We start from the raw sequence: 20,255 nt of genomic DNA on the forward strand, positions 1-20,255 counted from the left end.
ACCGAGGATTTCCGGATGCGCAGGCCCGCCCTCTACAGCAGCTCCCGCCGCACTGCCGCGCCGGTCGCACCTGCCCTGACCGGCGACGCGCCCGAAGCGGTAGACGCACCGGCCGAAGAGGCGTCGGAACCCGCCTCGGTCTCGCCCCTCACGCCGCCATCGCGCCTGCAACGCGGCTGGCGCGCCCTGCGCTCCGGCATCGTCCCGCTGCTCGCAGTCGGCGCCGTAGCGGCCGTGCTGGTCCTGGCGCTGCGACCGGCGCCGCGTGTGCTGACGCAGGACGACATCGACGCGGCCGTCCGCCATACCCTGGAGAAGACCGTGCTGCCGTCGGCGGTCGCCCGCGCGGCGGACAAGGTCGGCCCGTCGGTGGTCCGGGTCGTCGCCTACGGCAAGACCGACCGCAAGAAGAACGGCCGCTACAAGGAAAAGGAAGAAGGCGAGATCGAGCGCGGCATCGGCACCGGCGTGGTGATCGTCGACAAGGGCGTGATCCTGACCAACCTGCACGTGGTGGCGGGTGCGGACCACATCCGGGTCACCTTCGCGGACGGGCTGGAGGCCCAGGCGTCGGTGACCGGCGTCCAGCCTGAACACGACCTGGCGGTGCTGCAGGCGCACAAGATCCCAGACGACCTGGCCGCCGCCACGCTGCGCTCCACTACCGACCTGCGGCCCGGCGACGAGGTCGCGGCGATCGGCTTTCCGTTCGGCATCGGGCCGTCGGTATCCGGCGGTGTGGTGTCCGGGCTGAAGCGCGGTTTTCTCTCGCCCGAGGGCAAGCGGCAGCTGTCGAACCTGATCCAGTTCGATGCGGCCGCCAACCCCGGCAACTCGGGCGGGCCGCTGATCACGATGGACGGCGAGGTGATCGGCATCGTCACCGCGATCCTCAACCCGACCTCCGCCCGCACCTTCCTCGGCATCGGTTTCGCCGTGCCGATCGAGAACGCCGCGGCCGCCGCCGGCATGCCGCCGTTCTGACCGCCGCCCTTTCCTCTTCTGCCTCCACGCTGCATGAACACCACCACCCGCGACTCTGCCGCCACCTTGATGGAACAGGTGCTTTTCGAGGTCAAGCGCATCGTCGTCGGCCAGGACCGCTTCCTGGAACGGGTGATGGTCGCGCTGCTGGCCGAAGGCCATCTGCTGGTGGAAGGCGTGCCGGGTCTGGCCAAGACGCTGACGGTCAAGACGCTGTCGCAGGCAGTGCAAGGTGCATTCAAGCGCATTCAGTTCACGCCGGATCTGGTGCCGGCCGACCTGGTCGGCACCCGCATGTACAACCAGAAGACCGGCGAGTTCAGCACCGCGCTCGGTCCGGTGTTCGCCAACCTGCTGCTGGCCGACGAAATCAACCGCGCGCCCGCCAAGGTGCAGAGCGCGCTGCTGGAGGTGATGCAGGAGCGCCAGGTGACGATCGCCGGAGAGAGCCACCGGGTGCCGTCGCCGTTCGTGGTGCTCGCCACACAGAACCCGGTCGAGACCGAAGGCACCTATCCGCTGCCCGAAGCGCAGGTCGACCGCTTCATGATGAAGGTGATGGTGGACTATCCGAGCGACGAGGAAGAGTTCGTGATCGTGCAGCGGGCGATGCATCCGCCGCCGCCGGCCGGCCCGGTCGCGACCACCGCCCAGCTGGCCGAGTTGCAGGCCGCCTGCCGGCGGGTCTACATCGACCCGTCGCTGCTGCAGTACGCGGTGCGGCTGGTGGCGGCGACCCGGCGGCCCGAGGCGAGCGGCCTGAAGGACTTCGCGCACCTGGTCAACTACGGCGCCAGTCCCCGCGCCACGATCAACCTGGCCGAAGGCGCCCGGGCGCTGGCGATGATGCGCGGCCGCGGCTATGCGCTGCCCGAGGACATGGCCGACCTGGTGCCCGACGTGTTCCGCCACCGGCTGGCGCTGTCGTACGAGGCACTGGCCGAGGGCATCACCGCCGACGACCTGATCGGCCGGCTGATGGCCCATGTGCCCACGCCGCCGAAGCCACTCCACCATGAATACCAGCGCGCGGCCTGATCGCCCAGGCGGCGACGCCGTTTCCGGCGCCGAAGCGCTGCTGCGGCGCCTGGAATGGACCGCCCTGCGCCGGCTGGACGGCCTGCTGCAGGGCCCCTACCGCACACTGCAGCGCGGCAGCGGGCTGGACCTGGCGGACCTGCGGGAGTACCAGCCGTCGGACGATGTCCGCCATATCGACTGGAACGTGACCGCCCGGCTGCAGACGCCGCATGTGCGGGTCTTCACCGAGGACCGCGAAATGGCGGCCTGGTTCGTGGTCGACCGCAGCGGCTCGATGGACTTCGGCTCGGGCGACCGCACCAAGCGCGACGCCCAGACCGCCTTCGTCGGGCTGGTCGCGCGCCTGCTGACCCGCCACGGAAACCGCGTCGGCGCGCTGCTGGGCGGCGACCGCGACACCGCCTGGATTCCGGCGCGCGGCGGCCGCGCCCACGTGCTGCATCTGCTGCACCGGCTGCAGACCGTCACCGCGCCCGCCCCGATCCGGGGCAAAGGTGCTGCACCGGCACCGCAGCAAGGGCTGGGCGATTGGCTGCGCACCGCCGCACGGACGCTGCGCCAGCGCGCCACCGTGTTCGTGGTCTCGGACTTCATCAGCCCCGCCGGCTGGGAGCGGCCCCTGGGGCAGTTGGCCGAGCGCCACGACGTGGTAGCCGTGCGCCTGGTCGATCCGCTGGAGCAGGCATTGCCCGACCTGGGCCTCGTCGCCCTGCGCGATGCCGAAACCGGCGAGCAGATGGTGGTGGACACCCACGACCGACTGTTCCGCCAGCGGTTCGCGCGCGCCGCCGCGCTGCGCGAAGCCACGCTGCTGCAGGCCTTCGCCCGGGCCGGCGCCGATGCGCTCGAACTCTCCACCACCGACGACACCGCCGACGCCGTGCTGCGGTTCGCCGAGCTGCGCAAGCGCCGCAGCGGCGTGCGCGGTGCGCCGTCGCGCGCGGCCTGAACCGCCTCCTTCGACCTGCCGCCCTACCACTTCCGTTCGCCATGCCGCCCGATACCCCGACCTGGACCGACCGCTGGCAGGCCTTCTGGCATGCGGTGCCGGTGCCCGACTTCCTCTGGCCGCAGCTGCTCTGGCTGTTGCTGGCGGTGCCGCTGCTGGTGCTGCTCTACCTGTGGCTGCAGGGCCGCCGGCGCAAGCTGGCGGTGCGTTACGCCAGCCTGTCGCTGGTACGCGATGCGGGCGGCAAGGGCCCCGGCTGGCGGCGCCACCTGCCGCCGCTGCTGTTGCTGTTCGCCTTCGTCGCGATGCTGCTGGCCGCCGCCCGGCCGGTGGCGGTGATCGCCCTGCCCGCCCAGCAGCAGACGATCATGCTGGCGATCGATGTGTCGGCCAGCATGCGGGCGACCGACGTGCAGCCCAACCGGATGGTCGCGGCACAGCAGGCGGCCAAGTCCTTCATTTCGGAACTGCCGCGCAACGTGCGGGTCGGCATCGTGGCGTTCGCCGGCAGCGCGCAGGTCGCGCAGCTGCCCACGCAGTCGCGGGAAGACCTCGAGCGGGCGATCGACGGCTTCCAGTTGCAGCGCGGGACTGCCACCGGCAACGGCATCGTGATGTCGCTCGCCACGCTGTTCCCCAACAGCGGGATCGACGTGTCGGCGATGGGCCCGAACCGTAGCGGCATGCGCAGCGCGCCGCTCGCCGGGATCGAGCCGCCGGCGCAAGCAGCGCCCCCGAAGCCGGTGCCGCCCGGCTCCTACGGCTCGGCCGCGATCGTCATGCTGACCGACGGCCAGCGCACCACCGGAGTGGACCCGCTGGAAGCGGCGCAGATCGCGGCCGACCGCGGCGTACGGGTCTACACGGTCGGCGTAGGCACGCGCGACGGTGACACCATCGGATTCGAGGGCTGGTCGATGCGGGTGCGGCTGGACGAGGAAACGCTCAAGGCCGTCGCCGCCAAGACCCAGGCGGAATACTTCTACGCCGGCACCGCGGCCGACCTGAAGAAGGTCTACGACACGCTGAGCTCGCGGCTCACGGTCGAGAAACGCGAAACCGAGGTGTCGGCGCTGTTCGCGCTCCTCGCGGCCGCGCTGGCATTGGTGTCGGCCACGCTGTCGATGTGGTGGTTCCACCGCGTCGCCTGAATCCGACGGCGCAGCGGACGGCACGCGTCGTCAGCCGCCGACCGAGATGGTGGCCGGGTCGCCGTCCTGGGGGTTTGCATCCTGGGGTGCCGGGTTGTCTTTTGCAGCCTTGCCGCCCCCGTTGACCTCGGCCCAGGCGCGGGCCTGCGCCTCGTCCGTCGACTGTCCCTGGTCGAGCGCGGCTTCCTCCCGGCGATGCACTTCCTGCAGCTGCGGGTCAGGCACCAGTCCCTTGGCTTCGTCGGTGTCGTTGATTGGCGCGGGTTCGGTGCGGTCGGCAGGCATGGTAAGGCTCCGGTAGGGGTGGGTCGGTCGCCACCTTACGGCGCGACGGGCCCTCCCGGGCTTACCAGTTGTATCGCTGCGGCCGGTGCCGAAGCGGCCCGACGCCCTGCTCAGTCCTGCAGCCGGCCCGAGACCAGCCGCAGCTGCCGGTCGCAGCGGGCCGCCAGCGTTTCGTCGTGGGTCACCATGACGAAGGCGGTGCCCTGGTCGCGCGCCAGGCCGAGCATCAGTGCGAACACGCCGTCGGCGGTGCTGCGGTCGAGGTTGCCGGTCGGTTCGTCGGCGAGCACGCAGGCCGGCTGGGTGACCAGCGCGCGGGCGATCGCCACCCGCTGGCGCTCGCCGCCCGACAGTTCCGCCGGCCGGTGGTGCAGCCGGCCGGACAGCCCGACGGCGGCCAGCATGCGGCCGGCCGCCTCGGCGCAGACCTCGGGCGTCTCGCGGCGGATGCGCAGCGGCATGCCGACGTTGTCCAGCGCGCTGAATTCCGGCAGCAGGTGGTGGAACTGGTAGACGAAACCCAGGTGCCGGTTGCGCAGGCGGCCCTGCGCCGCGGCATCGAGCTGCGCGAGCGGCTGGCCCTGCAGCACGACGCTGCCGGCGCTGGGCGCATCCAGCCCGCCGAGCAGGTGCAGCAGCGTGCTCTTGCCCGAGCCCGAGGTGCCGACGATCGCGACCGTCTCGCCGGCGCGGATGCGCACGTCCACGCCGTGCAGCACCGTCACGTCGATACGCCCGTCGTGGAAGCGCTTGGTGAGGCCGGTGGCCTCGAGGATCGGCCGGTCATTCATAGCGCAGCGCCTCGGCGGGGTTCACGCGGCTGGCGCGCCAGCTCGGGTACAGGGTGGCGACGAAGGCCAGGATCAGGGAGATGACGGCGATCGGCACGATGTCGGACTGCTGCGGCTCGCTCGGCATGCGGCTGATCAGGTAGACGTCCTTCGGCAGGAAGCTCGCCTGGAAGAGGCGCTCCAGCGCCGGCACGATCACGTCGATGTTGAAGGCGATCGCCAGGCCCAGCAGCAGGCCGGCCAGGGTGCCGATCACGCCGACCATCGCGCCCTGCACCACGAACACGCCCATGATGCTTTTGGGGCTGGCGCCGAGGGTGCGCAGGATCGCGATGTCGGCGCGCTTGTCGGTCACCGTCATCACCAGCGTGGAGACGAGGTTGAACGCCGCCACCGCGACGATCAGCGTCAGGATGATGAACATCATGCGTTTCTCCAGCTCGACCGCCGCGAACCAGGTCTTGTTCTGCTGGGTCCAGTCGCGGATCAGTAGGTCGCCGCTGAGCGAGCCGGCGAGCTGCTGCGCGACCTGGCGCGCCTGGTGCAGGTCCTTCAGCTTCAGGCGGATGCCGGTCGGGCCCTCCAGCCGGAAGATGCGGGCCGCGTCGTCCTGGTGGATCATGACCAGCGACGAGTCGTACTCGTAGTGGCCCGAATCGAAGGTGCCGACCACCGTCATCTGCTTGAGCCGCGGCACCACGCCGGCGGGCGTCACCTGGCCGCTCGGCGCGACCAGCGTGACCGGATCGCCGTTGCGTACGCCCAGGGCGCGCGCCAGTTCCACGCCCAGCACGATCCCGAACTGGCCGGGCACCAGCCGGTCGAGCGCCTCCTTCTGCGTGGCGGCGCCCAGGTCGGTCACCTCGCCTTCGTGGGCCGGGTCGATGCCGCGCACCAGCGTGCCGCGCATGTCCTCGCCGCGCGCCAGCAGCGCCTGCGTGGCGATGAAGGTCGCGGCACCCACCACCTCCGGATTGCGGCGCGCCTCGGCGATCGTCTTCTGCGGGTCGGGCAGCGGCTGGCCGCCGGGGGCGAAGATCTCGATGTGCGACACCACCGACAGCATCCGGTCGCGCACCTCCTTCTGGAAGCCGTTCATCACCGACAGCACGATGATCAGCGCCGCCACGCCGAGCGCGATGCCCAGCATGGACACGCCCGAGATGAAGGAGATGAAGCCGTTGCGCCGCGTCGCGCGGCCGGCCCTGGTGTAGCGCCAGCCGAGGACCAGCTCGTAGGGAAGTTGCATGGAGATCCGCAAAAAGTCGTCGGGCCGCGTCCGGCGCCCGGAGGCGGCGGTTCGCGCGGCTGCATTGTCCTGCAAACCCCCGGCCCCGACGCCTACCGATACCGCGCGAGACAATCGGCGCCATGCACCTCCTGATCTCCTATGCCGCCGCGCTCGCTCCCGGCTGCGAGGCCGCGGCCCGCACGCTGGCGCTGCCCCGCCTGGAGCGGCTGCTGGCCGGCATGGCGCCTGCCGGCGGCGATGCCGGCGACGAATTCACGCTCTCCCCGCCACACGAACGCGCGCTGGCCCGCGCCCTCGGCCTGCCGGTCGAGGACGGCCGCCTGCCCTGGGCCGCGCGCTCGGCCGCGGCCGACGGCCAGGATGTTGCCGCCGATGCCTGGGCCTGGGTGACGCCCTGCCACTGGCAGGTGGCACCCGACCATATCGGCATGCTCGACCCGGCCGTGCTGCAGCTGTCCGAGGACGAATCCCGCCGGCTGCTGGCGCTGGTCGCGCCCTATTTCGCCGAGGACGGCATGGCGCTGGAATTCGTGGCGCCGACGCGCTGGCGTGCCCGCGGCGCGCCGCTGCGGGGCCTGGCGACCGCCTCGCTCGACCGCGTCACCGGCCGCAGTATCGACCTGTGGATGCCCGACGGCCCCGAGGCCCGGCCGCTGCGCCGGCTGCAGGGCGAAATGCAGATGCTGCTCTACACCGACCCGTCCACCGACGCGCGCAATGCCCGCGGTCAGCTGGCCGTCAACGCCTTCTGGTTCAGCGGCACCGGCGACTGGCCGGCGGGCGCCGCCGCCGACGCGCCCGGCCTGGAGATGCCGGACGACCTGCGCGCCGCCGCCCTGCGCGACGACTGGGTCGCCTGGGCCGACGGCTGGCGCCGCATCGACGCCGACGCCTGCGCCCGGCTGGCGGCAGCGGTCGACCGTGGAGAGCCCGCGACGCTGACGCTGTGCGGCGAGCGCAGCAGCCTAACCTTCCGCCATGTGCCACGGTCGGGCCTGGGCCGCTGGGTCCACCGTTTCAAAAGCATTTCGGGCCGTTTGCGCTTTCCCCACCTGCGCGAGCAGCTATGAAAATAATAGCAAGAGACATTCCGCCGCGCAGCGTCTGGACACTGGAGCAGGCGGGCATCCACCCGCTGCTTGCCCGGCTCTACGCCGCGCGCGGCGTGCACCACCAGGACGAACTCGACGACGCGCTCGGCCGGCTGCTGCCGCCGGTCGGGCTGCACGGCACCGAGGCCGCCGCCGCCCTGCTGGCCGACGCGATCCGCGACGACCTGCGGATCTGCGTGGTCGCCGACTACGACTGCGACGGCGCCACCGCCTGCGCCGTCGCGGTGCGCGGCCTGCGCATGCTCGGCGCCCGGCAGGTCGACTACCTAGTGCCCGACCGGGTAGTCGACGGCTACGGCCTCACCCCGCCGATCTCCGAGCGGGTGCATGCGCGCGGCGCCGATCTGCTGCTGACGGTCGACAACGGCATCGCCAGCGTCGAGGGCGTAGCCGCCGCCCGCGCGCTCGGCCTGCGGGTGGTCGTCACCGACCACCACCTGCCGGGCCCGGTGCTGCCGGAAGCCGACGCGCTGGTCAATCCGAACCAGCCGGCCTGCGGCTTCGACAGCAAATGCATCGCCGGCTGCGGCGTGATGTTCTACGTGCTCCTGGCGGTCCGCGCCGAACTGCGGCGGCGCGGTGTCTTCGATGCGCAGACCCAGCCGCGCCTCGACGCCCTGCTGCCGCTGGTGGCGCTCGGCACCGTCGCCGACGTGGTGCGGCTCGACGCCAACAACCGCAGGCTGGTGGCGCAGGGCCTGCGCCGGATCCGCGCCGGCGCGCTGCCGGCCGGCATGGCCACACTGTTCGCGGTCGCCGGCCGCAGCGTCCGGGCGGCGACCACTTTCGATTTCGGCTTCGCCCTCGGGCCGCGCATCAACGCCGCCGGCCGGCTGGCCGACATGACGATCGGCATCGAATGCCTGCTGACCGACGACCCGGCACGGGCCGCCGAGCTGGCGCAGATGCTGGACGGGATCAACCGCGAACGCCGCGAGATCGAGGGCGGCATGCGGGAGCAGGCGCTGGCGCTGGCCGAATCGCTGTTCGACGGCGACACCGACGGCGATACGCCGCCGGCCGCGTTGTGCGTCTTCGATCCGGCGTTCCACGAAGGCGTGGTCGGCATCGTCGCCTCGCGGCTCAAGGACCGGCTGCACCGGCCGGTCTTCGTGTTCGCGGCCAGCGCCGCGCCGGGCAAGGAGCACGAGATCAAGGGATCGGGCCGCTCGATTCCGGGCTTCCACCTGCGCGACGCGCTCGACCTGGTCGCCAAGCGCCATCCCGGCGTGCTGCTGAAATTCGGCGGTCACGCGATGGCGGCGGGCTGCACCATCGGCCGGGCCGATTTCGAGACGTTCCGCAATGCGCTGGCGCAGGTGGCCCAGGAATGGCTCGATGCGGCCACGCTGACCCGCCGCATCGACACCGACGGACCGCTGGCGCCCGAATACCGCCGCGCCGAGATGGTGGACACGCTCCACCGGGAGGTCTGGGGCCAGGGCTTCTCCGCACCGACCTTCAGCGAGGAAGTCCAGGTCGTGAGCCAGCGGCTGGTCGGGGACAAGCACCTGTCCCTGAAGCTGCTGCACCAAGGCCAGCCGGTCGATGCGATCTGGTTCGGCCATACCGACCCGCTGCCGCCGCGAGTGACGCTGGCCTTCCGGCTGGATGTGAACGAGTGGCGCGGCGAACGCAAGGTGCAGTTCGTGGTCGAGGGCGCGGAGCTCTAACGCGCCGCGCCGCCCGTGCCTGCCGGCGTCAGAAGCTTTCCCAGTCGTCGTCGGCGCCGGCGGCGACCGTGGCCGGGGCGGGGGCTGCCGGCCGGGCCAGCGCCGGTGCCGGGGCCGGTTTCGCCGCGGGCTTGGCCGCGGACGATGCGAGCGGGACCTTCCGCGCCGGCGACGCTGCCACGGCCGGCGCGGCAGCCGCCGGCGCCGGGACCGGCCGGCGCACCGGCATCGCCGCTGCCGCCAGGGCCGGCGACGCTGCCACAGCACCCACGTTGAACACCGCCACCACCTGCGAGAGGCGCTGCGCTTGGTCGCGCAGGGCGCCGGCGGCGGCAGCGGACTCTTCCACCAGTGCCGCGTTCTGCTGGGTCATCTGGTCGAGGTTGCCGACCGCCTGGTTGACCGAATTGATGCCGTCGCGCTGTTCCTGCGACGACGCGGTGATCTCGCCGATCAGGTCGGTCACCCGGCGCACGCTGCTGACGATCTCGCCCATCGTCTGGCCGGCCTGCGCCACCTGCTGGGAGCCGGACTCCACCGTGTCGACGGATGCCGAGATCAGCGTCTTGATTTCCTTGGCCGCCTGGGCCGAGCGCTGCGCCAGGCTGCGCACCTCGGAGGCCACCACTGCGAAGCCGCGGCCCTGTTCGCCGGCGCGGGCAGCCTCCACCGCGGCATTCAGCGCGAGGATGTTGGTCTGGAAGGCGATGCCGTCGATCACGCCGATGATGTCGGAGATCTTGCGCGAGGAGGCCGAGATCTGCTCCATGCTCGACACCACCTGGCTCACCACCTCGCCGCCGCGCATCGCGGTCTGGGCGGCGGTGGAGGCCAACTGGTTGGCTTGGCGGGCGGTCTCGACGGACTGGGTGACGGTGCCGGTCAGCTGCTCCATGCTGGACGCCGTCTGCTGCAGGTTGGCCGCCGTCTGCTCGGTGCGGCCGGACAGGTCCTGGTTGCCGTTGGCGATCTCGCTGGATGCGACCGACACCGACTCGACGCCGGAGCGCACTTCCGCCACCACCTGGCGCAGCTTGCTCGACATCTGGGAGAGCGAGCGCAGCAGGTTGCCGAACTCGTCCTTGCGGTCGTCATGCACGTCAAGGGTGAGGTTGCCGGTGCTGATCGCTTCCGACAACTCCACCGCTCGCGCCAGCGGCTGGGTGACCGACCGGACCAACGCGGCCGTCAGGATCAGGCCGACGACGAAGATCACGCCCATGGCGATCAGCCCGGCCCAGCCGGCTGCAGCCGCATCGGCGCTGACCCGCCCGACGCGCATCTGGCTCCAGGCGGCCACCGCCACCATCGCCACCATGAGGCCCGCCACCACGATCCACAGCTTGCGCGCTACACCCATGTTGTCCAGCTTCATGAAAAACCACCCCTTTGATGGAAACGGAGCACGATGCTCCGATCTGTGAAACCGCATGTTACTGACAGGCTGCGGCACTGAACACCCGGAAGACCCCGGCGTTGCGAATTACCGACCCGCAAAATTACTTCTTCGCCGCAGGCCTGCTGTTCTCATCGGCGCCACCCTCACGGCATAAAGCCTAAAATTTGTATGTGACGACTTACCAGAACGCCGACCTGCATTGCCATTCCGTCGTCTCCGACGGCACGCTGGAGCCGGAGGCGCTCGCCCGGCGGGCGGCCGAGCGCGGCGTGGAACTCTGGGCGCTGACCGACCACGACGAGATCGGCGGCCTCGCCCGGGCCGCCGGGGAAGCCGGCCGCATCGGCCTGCCCTTCCTCACCGGCGTGGAGATCTCGGTCACGTTCGCCGGAGAAACGGTCCACATCGTCGGCCTCGGCTTCGACGACGAGGACCCGGCGCTGCGCGCGGGTCTGCAGCAGACTCGCGGTGGCCGGGGCGCCCGCGCGCAAGACATGGCGGCACAGCTGGCATTGGTCGGCATCCACGGCGCCTACGAAGGTGCCCTGCGTTTCGTCGGCAACCCGGAACTGATCTCCCGTACCCATTTCGCCCGGTTTCTGGTGGAGACCGGTGTCTGCCGCGACACGCCCGAGGTGTTCCGCAAGTACCTGACGGAGGGTAAGCCCGGCTATGTGCCGCACCGCTGGGCAGCGCTGGGCGACGCGGTACGCTGGATCACCGGCGCCGGCGGCGTCGCGGTCATCGCGCATCCGGGGCGGTACCGCTTCTCGGCGAACGAGGAATATGCGCTTTTCAGCGAATTCAAGACCCACGGCGGCCAGGGCGTCGAGGTGGTCACCGGCAGCCACACGCCGGCGGAGTACGGCACCTATGCCGACATGGCGCGCGAGTTCGGCCTCGCAGCGTCCCGCGGCAGCGATTTCCATAGCCCCGAGGAATCGCATACCGACCTAGGCAAGCTGCCGTACCTGTCCGCCGGCCTCACCCCTGTCTGGGAGCTGCTGCAGGACCGCATCCGGTGATGCGGGTATCCGGCGCGGCCAGCGGCATCGCGCTCGCCGTGCTCGCGACCGCCTGTTTCGCGACGCTCGACAGCAGCACCAAATACGCGGGCGCGAGCATTCCGCTCTTCATGGCGATCTGGTTCCGCTATGCGTTCCAGGCGGCCGCGTCCACCGCCCTGATCCTGCCGACGCGCGGATTCGCCGCCCTGCGCACCGCCCACCCGCGTTTCCAGTGCCTGCGCGGGCTCCTGCTGCTGCTGACCAGCGTCTTCGCCTTTTTCAGCCTGCGCCACATGCCGGTCGGCGAGTTCACCGCGATCGTCATGGTCACCCCGCTGGCGATCACGCTGCTGGCCGCCACGGTGCTGAAGGAAAGGGTGTCCGGGCTGCGCTGGGCGCTGGTGGCCGGGGGATTCGCCGGCACCCTGCTCGTGATGCGGCCGGGCGGCCAGGCGTTCCAGTGGGCGATGCTGCTGCCGCTCGGCCTCGTCGCATGCAACGCCTGGTTCCAGGTGCTGACGAGCCGGCTGGCCCAGACCGAAGATCCGATCACCATGCAGTTCTACAGCGGCTGGGTGGGCACCCTGATCACCTCGGTGTTCCTGCCGCTGGTCTGGACGCCGCCGCCCCATGCCGCCGTCTGGGGCGCCCTGCTGCTGATGGGGGTGATGGGCACCGCCGGCCATCTGCTGCTGACCATCGCCTACCGACGCGCACCGGCATCCACCCTGATGCCTTTCGTATACGCCCAGATCGGCTTCGCCATGCTGGGCGGCTGGCTGCTGTTCGACCATGTGCCCGACGCCACCGCCGTGGCCGGCATGGTCACCATTGCCCTCTGCGGCGCTGCCGGCGCCTGGCTGACGGTGCGCGAAAGCCGCATCGTGGTCCAGCCCGCCGAATCCTGAGACGACATTGCCATGGCCCAGTATTTCGAGATCCATCCCGACAACCCCCAGCCCCGCCTGCTCAAGCAGGCGGTGACGCTGCTGCAGCGAGGCGGCGTCGCCGCGGTGCCGACCGACTCCAGCTATGCGCTGGTCTGCCAGCTCGACGACCGCGATGCCGTCGACACCCTGCGCCGCATCCGCCAGGTGGACGACCGCCACCACCTCACCCTGCTCTGCCGCGACCTGAGCGAGCTGTCGAGCTACGCGCGGGTGGACAACCGCCAGTACCGGCTGCTCAAGTTGGCCACGCCCGGGGCCTACACCTTCATCCTCGAGGCGACCAAGGAAGTGCCTCGCCGGGTCAGCCATCCGCAGCGCAAGACCATCGGCCTGCGGGTGCCGGACCACCGGGTGCTGCAGGAACTGCTCACCCAGCACGGCGCGCCGCTGCTGGCGACCACCCTGATCCCCGCGGGCGAGACCGAACCGCTCAACGATGCCGAAGAGATTCGCGAACGCTACGAGCGCGCCGTGGCGGCGGTGGTGGATGCAGGCGCCTGCCCGCAGCTGCCGACGACCGTCATCGACCTGACGCCGATGGGCACCGGCGGCGATCCGACCATCGTCCGCCAGGGCGCCGGCGACCTGCGGGCGCTCGGCCTGTCCGCCTGAGCGGCCGCCGCCTGAGACAATCGACCGGTGGACTTCCAGAAACTGATCCAGACCGTCCTGGTCTACGCGCTGCCGGTGATCTTCGCGATCACGGTGCACGAAACCGCCCATGGCTACATGGCCCGCCGGCTCGGCGACAACACCGCCTACATGCTGGGCCGGCTGACCCTCAACCCGATCAAGCACATCGACCCGGTCGGCACGATCCTGATGCCGGTGCTGCTCTACTTCGCGACCTCGGGCGCCTTCCTGTTCGGCTACGCCAAGCCGGTCCCGGTCAACTTCGGCCACCTGCGCCGGCCGCGGCGCGACATGGTGCTGGTGGCCCTCGCCGGGCCGCTGTCGAATTTCCTGCAGGCGATCCTCTGGGCGCTGGTACTGGTCGGACTGGTCGCGGCGGGCGTGCAGGAGCGTTTCTTTATCGAGATGGCCCGCGCCGGCATCCTGGTCAACCTGGTCATGTGGGCGTTCAACCTGTTCCCGCTGCCGCCGCTCGACGGCGGCCGGGTGCTTGCCGGACTGCTGCCCTGGAAGCAGTCGCAGTGGCTGGCGCGCATCGAGCCCTACGGCTTCTTCATCGTGCTGGGCCTGGTGGTGGCGGGCATCGTCGGCACCTACTGGCTGATGCCGCTGATGTCCGCAGGCTACGGCGCGATCAACCTGCTGATCGCACCCTTGACCGCGCTGCTGCGCTGATCCGTCATTCCGCATTCGCTTCGTCTTCCATGAGCATCCAGCGCGTCCTCACCGGCATCACGACCACCGGCACCCCCCATCTCGGCAACTACGTCGGCGCGATCCGCCCGGCAGTGCGCGCCAGCCGCGAGCCCGGCACCGAGAGCTTCTATTTCCTGGCCGACTACCACGCGCTGATCAAGTGCGACGAGCCGGCCCGCATCGGGCGCTCGACGCTCGAGATCGCCGCGACCTGGATCGCGTCGGGACTCGACCCGGAGCGGGTGACCTTCTACCGCCAGTCGGACATTCCGGAGATTCCGGAACTCTGCTGGCTCCTGACCTGCGTCACCGGCAAGGGCCTGCTCAACCGTGCCCATGCCTACAAGGCGGCGGTCGACCGCAACACGGCGGCAGGCCAGGACACCGACACCGACGTGACCGCCGGCCTGTTCATGTATCCGGTACTGATGGGCGCCGACATCCTCGCTTTCCGCGCCCACAAGGTGCCGGTCGGCCGCGACCAGATCCAGCACATCGAGATGGCGCGCGACATGGCCGCCAGCTTCAACCACCTCTACGGCGAGCACATGGTGCTGCCGGCCGCTGCCGTGGAAGAGTCGGTCGCGCTGCTGCCGGGCCTCGACGGCCGGAAGATGAGCAAGAGTTATCACAACACGATCCCGCTGTTCCTGCCGGCGTCCGACCTGAAGCGGAGCATCGCGACCATCGTGACGGATTCGCGGGCGCCGGGCGAGGCCAAGGACACCGATGGGTCGGCGCTGTTCCAGATCTTCCAGGCATTTGCGTCGGCCGAAGAGACGGCCGAGTTGCGGCAGGCGTATGCCGACGGCATCGGCTGGGGCGATGCCAAGCAGCGGCTGTTCGAACGGATCGACCGGGAAATCGCGCCGCTGCGCGATACCTACGAAGCGCTGATCGCCCGCCCCGAACGGCTGGAAGACATGCTGCAGGCGGGCGCCGCCAAGGCCCGCGCCATCGCGACGCCTTTCGTTCAAGAACTGCGCCAGGCCGTCGGGCTGCGCCCCTTGCGCGGAGCCACGGTCGCGCCCCGCGACGCCGCGCGCGACGAGAAGACTGCCGCACCGACGTTCAAACAGTACCGCGAGGCCGATGGCCGGTTCCGCTTCAAGCTGCAGGACGGCCGTGGGCAGACGGTGCTCCAGAGCCGGGCATACGAGCAGCCGCGGGAGGCCGCCCAGGTCATCGCCGCATTGCAAGGGCCCGATGCCGACATCGCGGCCCTGGTCGCGCGGGCCGCAGAGCCGGCAGAGCCCGCCGACCTGCCCGCGGTACGCAATGCGCTCGAGCGGCTGGCGTCATCCAAAGCCTGACATTTCTGCAACAGCAGGGGTGCCCGGGGGTTCCGCTCAGTCACCGAACTGCGGCACCATCGGCGGCTGTAGGCCAAATCGGCTTGCCAGCTGCGGCAACGTCTTGCAACGCGTTCGTCCGGCCAGGCACGTAATACGGCCATCAACCACCGGAGTCCCATCATGCGTCGCTCGTTGCGTACCGCTTTCCTGGCCTTCACCGCCACGATTCTGGTGGCGCTCTCGGCCGCCGCTGCCGTCCTGCTGCCCGACCACGCGGGCGACGCGACGGAACTGGGCATCGTGCAGCTGGACCAGCTTTTCCCGCCGGGTACGTTCGAGCAGTAAGGTGGCGGCTCGGCTTCGCTATCGCCCAATTTCTCTGAGATATTTTTTAGACACTGCTGATCCGATCAAGGTCCTACGACCCGTCCCCTGGCGATAAGCGCTTGCGCAGGCGCTGCATTCAGCAGACAGATAAGGCGTCGAGTGCATTAAGGCCACAGTGCAAGCACCCAGTGTCGCAGCTGCTGCCGACGGCATCGTTCTAGCCTGACGGACAAAGAGCGCGGCTATCGGATGCGACATCCATCGCAAAGCTGCCGGCAGCGCTCCGGCACGTTCTGCGCACCAGCGAATGGGGTTGACGGAACCGCGGTCGTGCATTGGCACAGGGCCCCTCGATCAATTGCAAGCAGATGCAACATCGAGTTACGTTGCATCCGTCGCCTGAATCTAACTCCCCGCGCCATTCCGACCGCGCCGATGCCGTGAAGATCAAACTCTGTTCGATTCATCGTCAAATCAGCCGGTCGGACGGGTCACAAATATCGAGACGACATCACCTGTGATCAGCTTCAACGCGATTGGAGAAAAAGCAGCACAGAGACCCTCGTAACAATAGGCCCAGGTACGAAACGGAGCATCCAAGTACACGCTGAATTGTTCCGACCGGAGGCCATCCATGTTGTTCTCCAAGACGATGCCGACGGCTTCCGACAAGAAGCTGGTCTATGTCGTCATTCCGATCATCATCCTGCTCCAGATCGCCGGGTACTTCTATCTGATCATGGCCAATCGCCAGATCGCGATGGACACCCTCGACGGGCAACTCGGCACCGGGGCAAGGGCCTACCGGTTCGTGGCCGCCCAGCGCGGTGCCTACCTGAAAAGCTCCGCGGATCTGCTGACCAAGGACTTCGGGTTTCTCGACGCGGTAGGAACCGAAGATCCGGCGACCATCGAATCGGCGCTGCAGAACCTGTCGAAACGGCTGGATGCGCACGTCGCCGTCCTACTGGATCTGAACGGACAGGTCGTCGCCCAGTCGTCAGCCCGGGCGTTCGCCTCGCAGGACGGCAAGGTGGCCGACGCGGACCTCGAACGGATCGCGCAGCGTTACCGCGAAGGCCAGCCCAACCTGTTTCCTCTGCAGCCGGACGGGGATTCGCGGCTCTTCAAGTGGACGCGCACGGCGGTCCGTAATCCGACACCGGCCGGCGCGGTGCTGCTGGGATTCGAGATCAACCGGGCCGTCCTTGCCGAGTTCAAGAACGTCACCAACCTCGACTTCGCGTACGTGTCGGCGGCACCGGGCGAGCCCTGGACAGCGCACGCTTCGTCGCTCGCATGGGACACGCGCAGCGTGGCGCATGCCGGGCTGCAGTACGCGAACGGTACCGCCTGGACCGAACAGATCGACGGCGAAAACTACCGGGTGATGGCGGTCGACATGAACGGCAGCAGCGAGGTGCGCGTCGTGTCGGTGGTGGCTACACCGTATGGGCCGACGCTGCGCCCGTTTCGTCGGCTGGAGCACCTGATCACGGCGGCCTCCCTGCTGCTGTGCTTCGCTTCGATCGTGACGATCCGCCGCACCACCCGCAAGATCGTCTCGCCGCTGGCTGCCGAGGTGGAACGCGATGCCCTGACCCGGCTGGCCAACCGGCGTGCGTTCGACAACCGGATGGAACTGGCCGATGCCTATCACCAACAGCAGGGTCGCGGTTTCGCCGTCGCGCTGATGGACCTCAACAAGTTCAAGGCGATCAACGACAACCTCGGACACGCCGCCGGCGACGAAGTATTGAAGGCGGTGGCCGGGCGGTTGCCGCCGCTGGTGCGCAATTCGGATACGGTCGCCCGGCTGGGTGGCGACGAGTTCGCGTTCCTTATCTATACCCAGGATGTGCCACAGCTGTCGGCGATCGCCGGCGCGATCGTCGAACGGGTCCGCCAGCCGATCCTGCTGCCGGATGGTCAGGAAGTCGCCGTCGGCGCCAGCATCGGCATCGCCGTGTGCAGCGCGAAAACCGGCGAACGCGCCACCGAGCTGCTGGAGAAGGCGGATGCCGCGATGTACCGTGCCAAACAAGGCGGCGGCGGCTTCGTGTTCGCCAGTTGACCGGCCACGTCGGATCAGGTTTCCGCCGGACGAGGGGTGCTGTCGGGCCGCACCACCAAGCCGTGGAAGATCTGGGTGACCAGCCGCTCGGCATAGTCGGCGGTCAGCGCCGCGTAGGGAATGTTCATGCGGTAGTAGATGGCGCCGTAGATCGCGTCGATGGTCACCTCGATGTCGATATCCGGCCGCAGCTCGCCCCGCTCCATCGCCCGCCGCAAGACCGCGCGTGCGGCCTCGCGCCGCGGCTGGGTCCAGCGGTCGACGAACGCCTTTTGCAGTTGCCCATCATGCTGCGCCTCGCCGAGCAGCTGGCGCAGCAGGGTTCCGCGGTAGCCCGACAGCACGACCGCCACGTCGCGCACCGTACGGCGGAAGGTCTCCACCACGTCGCCCTCGTCGGCGTAGCCGATCATGGGCTGGATCTCGGCCAGGTACGCCTCCATCACTACCGCGCTAGCATTGGGCCAGCGGCGGTAGATCGTGGTCTTGGCGACGCCGCTCGCCTGGGTGATGCGCTCCACCGTCACATGGCGCACGCCCCCTTCGTAGGCGAGCTTCAGCGCGGCATCCAGGACCAGCTGGGTCGCCACCGCGCCGTCGGCCCGTGTCAGCCGCTGGGGGCCGGGTGTTGCCGGCGCGCTCATAAGGCAACCCTCTGTCGAAAAATGATCATGAATGATTGACTACGTTACGTATCGTATCTATTATCCGGCGCTCCCCGGTGGACCTCGCCCGCGTTCTGCATCGGCCCTGTGACACCGCCCGGCCCCCACAGCTGCCGCTGCAGGCCCTTTCACATCGCGTCGATCCACCATGCCTTCTTCGCTCGTCCAGCGGCTGACCCATGCCGTCGCCCACCACGCCATCTATCCGGTCTTCCAGCCGATTGTCTGCCTCGGCAGCGGGACGGTCAGCGGTTTCGAAGTGCTCGCGCGCTGGCACGACAGCGAGGCGGGCGACATCAGTCCCGTGGAGTTCATCCCGGTCGCTCGGGACGCAGGGCTGCTGCCGGAACTCACCGCGCAGTTGGTCGCCCGCGCATGCCGCGAGGCCGCGGACTGGCCAGGCCGGCCGTCGCTGAGCCTGAACATCGTGCCCGAACTGTTGCAGGACGACGGTCTGCCGGCGATGATCCTCGACGCCGCGCGCGACGCCGGCATCGACCCGACGCGCCTGTGCATCGAGATCACCGAGCAGGCGCTGGAGCCGTCGCAGCTCGAACGCGCACGCCGCACGGTGAACGTGTTGAAAAGTCATGGCGTGAAGGTCGGCCTCGACGACTTCGGTACCGGACATTCGAGCCTCACGCGGCTGCAGGACCTGCCCTTCGACACGCTGAAGATCGACATGAGCTTCGTGCAGTCGATGCTGGCACGCCGCGAAAGCCGCAAGATCGTGGCCGCCGTGGTCGGGCTCGGCCAGAGCCTGGGCCTGTCGGTGGTCGCCGAAGGGGTCGAGAGCCTGGAACAGGTGGCGCTGCTGCAGGAGCTCGGCTGCTGCCTGGGCCAAGGCTTCCACTTCGGCCTGGGCATGCAGGCGGACGAAGCCCGGGCGCTGCTGCTGGTGCGCGCGCTGCCGGACGGATCGGCGCGCCCGCGGCCGCTCGACCGTTCGCCGAACCAGCGGCTCGCCCAGCTGCAGGCGATCTACGACAGCTCGGTCGCGGCCATCGCCTTCATCGACCACCAGCACCGCATCGTCAGCGCCAACGCGCCGTTCGCCGAGCTCTGCTACACCGCCGCTTCTTCGCTGCAGGGCCGCTGCGTCCACGAGGTGATGCCTTTCCTCACCGCTGCCCAATGCCAGGCGCTCGACCAGGCGCTGCGCGGCGAGCCGATTCCCGAGGGAGAACTCTGGCTGCAGGACCGCTGCTACTTGGTGTCGTGCCGCACGGTGCGCGACGAGGCCCGCGACATCATGGGCGTGTCGGTCGCGATGGTCGACATCACCCGGCGCAAGGCGATGGAGCGCGCCCTGCGCGACAGCGAGGAGCACTACCGCAACACGGTGGAACTGAGCCCGCAGTCCAGCTGGGTCGCGCAGCCGAATGGGCATTTCCTGTTCATCAGCCCGAAGTACCAGATCGCGGTCGGCCGCTCGCTGGAAGAACTGCAGGGCAGCGGCTGGGCCGAGGTGCTGCACCCGGACTACCGTCTGGACGCTTTCGCCGCCTGGACCCACAGCCTGGAAACGGGCGAGATCCACGACATGGAGCTGCCGGTCTGGTACGTGCGGGCACAGGAATACCGCTGGACCCGCTGCTATGCCGCGCCGTGCCGGGCGCTCGACGGCACCATCGTGCGCTGGTACGGCACGGTAGAAGACATCCACGCCCGCAAGCTGGCGGAAAACCTGCTGCGCAGCGTGCGTCAGCCCGGCACTGGCGCCGTCTTGCTGCACGGCACGGCGGACTGCGCGATCGTCTGACCGCCCTGCTCTCCCTCGCTGCCGGAGAGGCGAGGTCCAGTTGTCCCTGTCGCGCGTGGACGACTCTGTGGATAAGGACGGGGGCAACTGCCGTAAGCCGCGCCCCGCCTACGTTGCAGGCCGCTGCTCAAAATAGAGGCACTGCGGGACGACTCAGGACACCGACGCAGGCACCAACGGCAGAACAGCGCTGTGACGCATTGTGAGAT

General features: G+C 69.5%; 18 protein-coding genes and 1 pseudogene. 14 read left to right on the forward strand and 5 right to left on the reverse strand.

Features of this window, described 5'->3' with window-relative positions; translation table 11 throughout:
• Positions 1-15: 15 nt before the first annotated feature.
• The 4 genes from QZ500_RS18130 to QZ500_RS18145 are packed head-to-tail and all read left to right on the forward strand — an operon-like array spanning position 16 to position 4,125.
• Complete coding sequence (locus tag QZ500_RS18130; RefSeq protein ID WP_295857253.1) at positions 16-984, forward strand: trypsin-like peptidase domain-containing protein; 969 nt, start codon at positions 16-18, stop codon at positions 982-984.
• Positions 985-1,017: 33 nt separating this feature from the next.
• A complete protein-coding gene (locus tag QZ500_RS18135) occupies positions 1,018-2,022 on the forward strand; it encodes a MoxR family ATPase (RefSeq protein ID WP_295857254.1) in 1,005 nt (334 codons plus the stop codon).
• Positions 2,000-2,974, forward strand: coding sequence for a DUF58 domain-containing protein (locus QZ500_RS18140; RefSeq protein WP_295857256.1), 975 nt, complete (start codon positions 2,000-2,002; stop codon positions 2,972-2,974). The genes QZ500_RS18135 and QZ500_RS18140 overlap by 23 nt, the downstream gene beginning before the upstream one ends.
• A gap of 41 nt (positions 2,975-3,015) precedes the next feature.
• The gene (locus QZ500_RS18145) at positions 3,016-4,125 is read left to right on the forward strand and encodes a VWA domain-containing protein (RefSeq protein WP_295857257.1); all 1,110 of its coding nucleotides are present in this window, start codon (positions 3,016-3,018) and stop codon (positions 4,123-4,125) included.
• Between the two features lie 30 nt (positions 4,126-4,155).
• Here QZ500_RS18145 and QZ500_RS18150 read toward each other — a convergent pair whose 3' ends face one another.
• The 3 genes from QZ500_RS18150 to QZ500_RS18160 form a co-directional block, all read right to left on the reverse strand.
• The gene (locus tag QZ500_RS18150; protein ID WP_295857260.1) at positions 4,156-4,410 is read right to left on the reverse strand and encodes a hypothetical protein; all 255 of its coding nucleotides are present in this window, start codon (positions 4,408-4,410) and stop codon (positions 4,156-4,158) included.
• Positions 4,411-4,520: 110 nt separating this feature from the next.
• Positions 4,521-5,201, reverse strand: coding sequence for a lipoprotein-releasing ABC transporter ATP-binding protein LolD (gene lolD / locus QZ500_RS18155; protein WP_295857261.1), 681 nt, complete (start codon positions 5,199-5,201; stop codon positions 4,521-4,523).
• Positions 5,194-6,450 carry a lipoprotein-releasing ABC transporter permease subunit gene (locus tag QZ500_RS18160; RefSeq protein ID WP_295857263.1) on the reverse strand — a complete coding sequence of 419 codons (1,257 nt, stop codon included), beginning with the start codon at positions 6,448-6,450 and terminating at the stop codon, positions 5,194-5,196. Before QZ500_RS18160 ends, lolD begins: the two co-directional genes overlap by 8 nt.
• A gap of 122 nt (positions 6,451-6,572) precedes the next feature.
• Here QZ500_RS18160 and QZ500_RS18165 point away from each other — a divergent pair, with 122 nt between their 5' ends.
• Together QZ500_RS18165 and recJ are read left to right on the forward strand one after the other, a co-directional pair.
• Positions 6,573-7,523 carry a phosphoglycerate mutase gene (locus QZ500_RS18165; RefSeq protein ID WP_295857265.1) on the forward strand — a complete coding sequence of 317 codons (951 nt, stop codon included), beginning with the start codon at positions 6,573-6,575 and terminating at the stop codon, positions 7,521-7,523.
• Positions 7,520-9,238, forward strand: a complete 1,719-nt coding sequence (gene recJ / locus QZ500_RS18170) for a single-stranded-DNA-specific exonuclease RecJ (RefSeq protein ID WP_295857267.1) — start codon at positions 7,520-7,522, stop codon at positions 9,236-9,238. Before QZ500_RS18165 ends, recJ begins: the two co-directional genes overlap by 4 nt.
• A gap of 28 nt (positions 9,239-9,266) precedes the next feature.
• Here recJ and QZ500_RS18175 read toward each other — a convergent pair.
• Positions 9,267-10,454 (reverse strand): annotated as a pseudogene (locus QZ500_RS18175) (methyl-accepting chemotaxis protein); the annotation flags it as partial.
• Positions 10,455-10,807: 353 nt separating this feature from the next.
• Here QZ500_RS18175 and QZ500_RS18180 point away from each other — a divergent pair.
• From QZ500_RS18180 to QZ500_RS18210, 7 genes are all read left to right on the forward strand, one after another.
• Complete coding sequence (locus QZ500_RS18180) at positions 10,808-11,662, forward strand: 3',5'-nucleoside bisphosphate phosphatase (RefSeq protein ID WP_295857269.1); 855 nt, start codon at positions 10,808-10,810, stop codon at positions 11,660-11,662.
• A complete protein-coding gene (locus QZ500_RS18185) occupies positions 11,662-12,552 on the forward strand; it encodes a DMT family transporter (protein WP_295857270.1) in 891 nt (296 codons plus the stop codon). Before QZ500_RS18180 ends, QZ500_RS18185 begins: the two co-directional genes overlap by 1 nt.
• Before the next feature lie 12 nt (positions 12,553-12,564).
• The gene (locus QZ500_RS18190; RefSeq protein ID WP_295857273.1) at positions 12,565-13,206 is read left to right on the forward strand and encodes an L-threonylcarbamoyladenylate synthase; all 642 of its coding nucleotides are present in this window, start codon (positions 12,565-12,567) and stop codon (positions 13,204-13,206) included.
• Between the two features lie 27 nt (positions 13,207-13,233).
• The gene (locus QZ500_RS18195; RefSeq protein ID WP_295857274.1) at positions 13,234-13,902 is read left to right on the forward strand and encodes a site-2 protease family protein; all 669 of its coding nucleotides are present in this window, start codon (positions 13,234-13,236) and stop codon (positions 13,900-13,902) included.
• Between the two features lie 29 nt (positions 13,903-13,931).
• A complete protein-coding gene (locus QZ500_RS18200; protein WP_295857276.1) occupies positions 13,932-15,236 on the forward strand; it encodes a tryptophan--tRNA ligase in 1,305 nt (434 codons plus the stop codon).
• A 162-nt stretch (positions 15,237-15,398) separates the two neighbouring features.
• The gene (locus QZ500_RS18205) at positions 15,399-15,563 is read left to right on the forward strand and encodes a hypothetical protein (RefSeq protein ID WP_295857277.1); all 165 of its coding nucleotides are present in this window, start codon (positions 15,399-15,401) and stop codon (positions 15,561-15,563) included.
• 616 nt (positions 15,564-16,179) lie between these two features.
• Positions 16,180-17,619, forward strand: coding sequence for a diguanylate cyclase (locus tag QZ500_RS18210; RefSeq protein ID WP_295857278.1), 1,440 nt, complete (start codon positions 16,180-16,182; stop codon positions 17,617-17,619).
• Between the two features lie 14 nt (positions 17,620-17,633).
• Here the strand turns inward: QZ500_RS18210 and QZ500_RS18215 are convergent, their stop codons facing one another.
• A complete protein-coding gene (locus QZ500_RS18215) occupies positions 17,634-18,263 on the reverse strand; it encodes a TetR/AcrR family transcriptional regulator (protein ID WP_295857280.1) in 630 nt (209 codons plus the stop codon).
• A 169-nt stretch (positions 18,264-18,432) separates the two neighbouring features.
• On the opposite strand from QZ500_RS18215, the gene QZ500_RS18220 reads away from it, so the two are divergent.
• Complete coding sequence (locus QZ500_RS18220; RefSeq protein WP_295857282.1) at positions 18,433-20,046, forward strand: EAL domain-containing protein; 1,614 nt, start codon at positions 18,433-18,435, stop codon at positions 20,044-20,046.
• The last annotated feature ends 209 nt before the right edge of the window (positions 20,047-20,255 follow it).

Source organism: uncultured Xylophilus sp., from assembly GCA_913776965.1.
Taxonomy (GTDB): domain Bacteria; phylum Pseudomonadota; class Gammaproteobacteria; order Burkholderiales; family Burkholderiaceae_C; genus Xylophilus.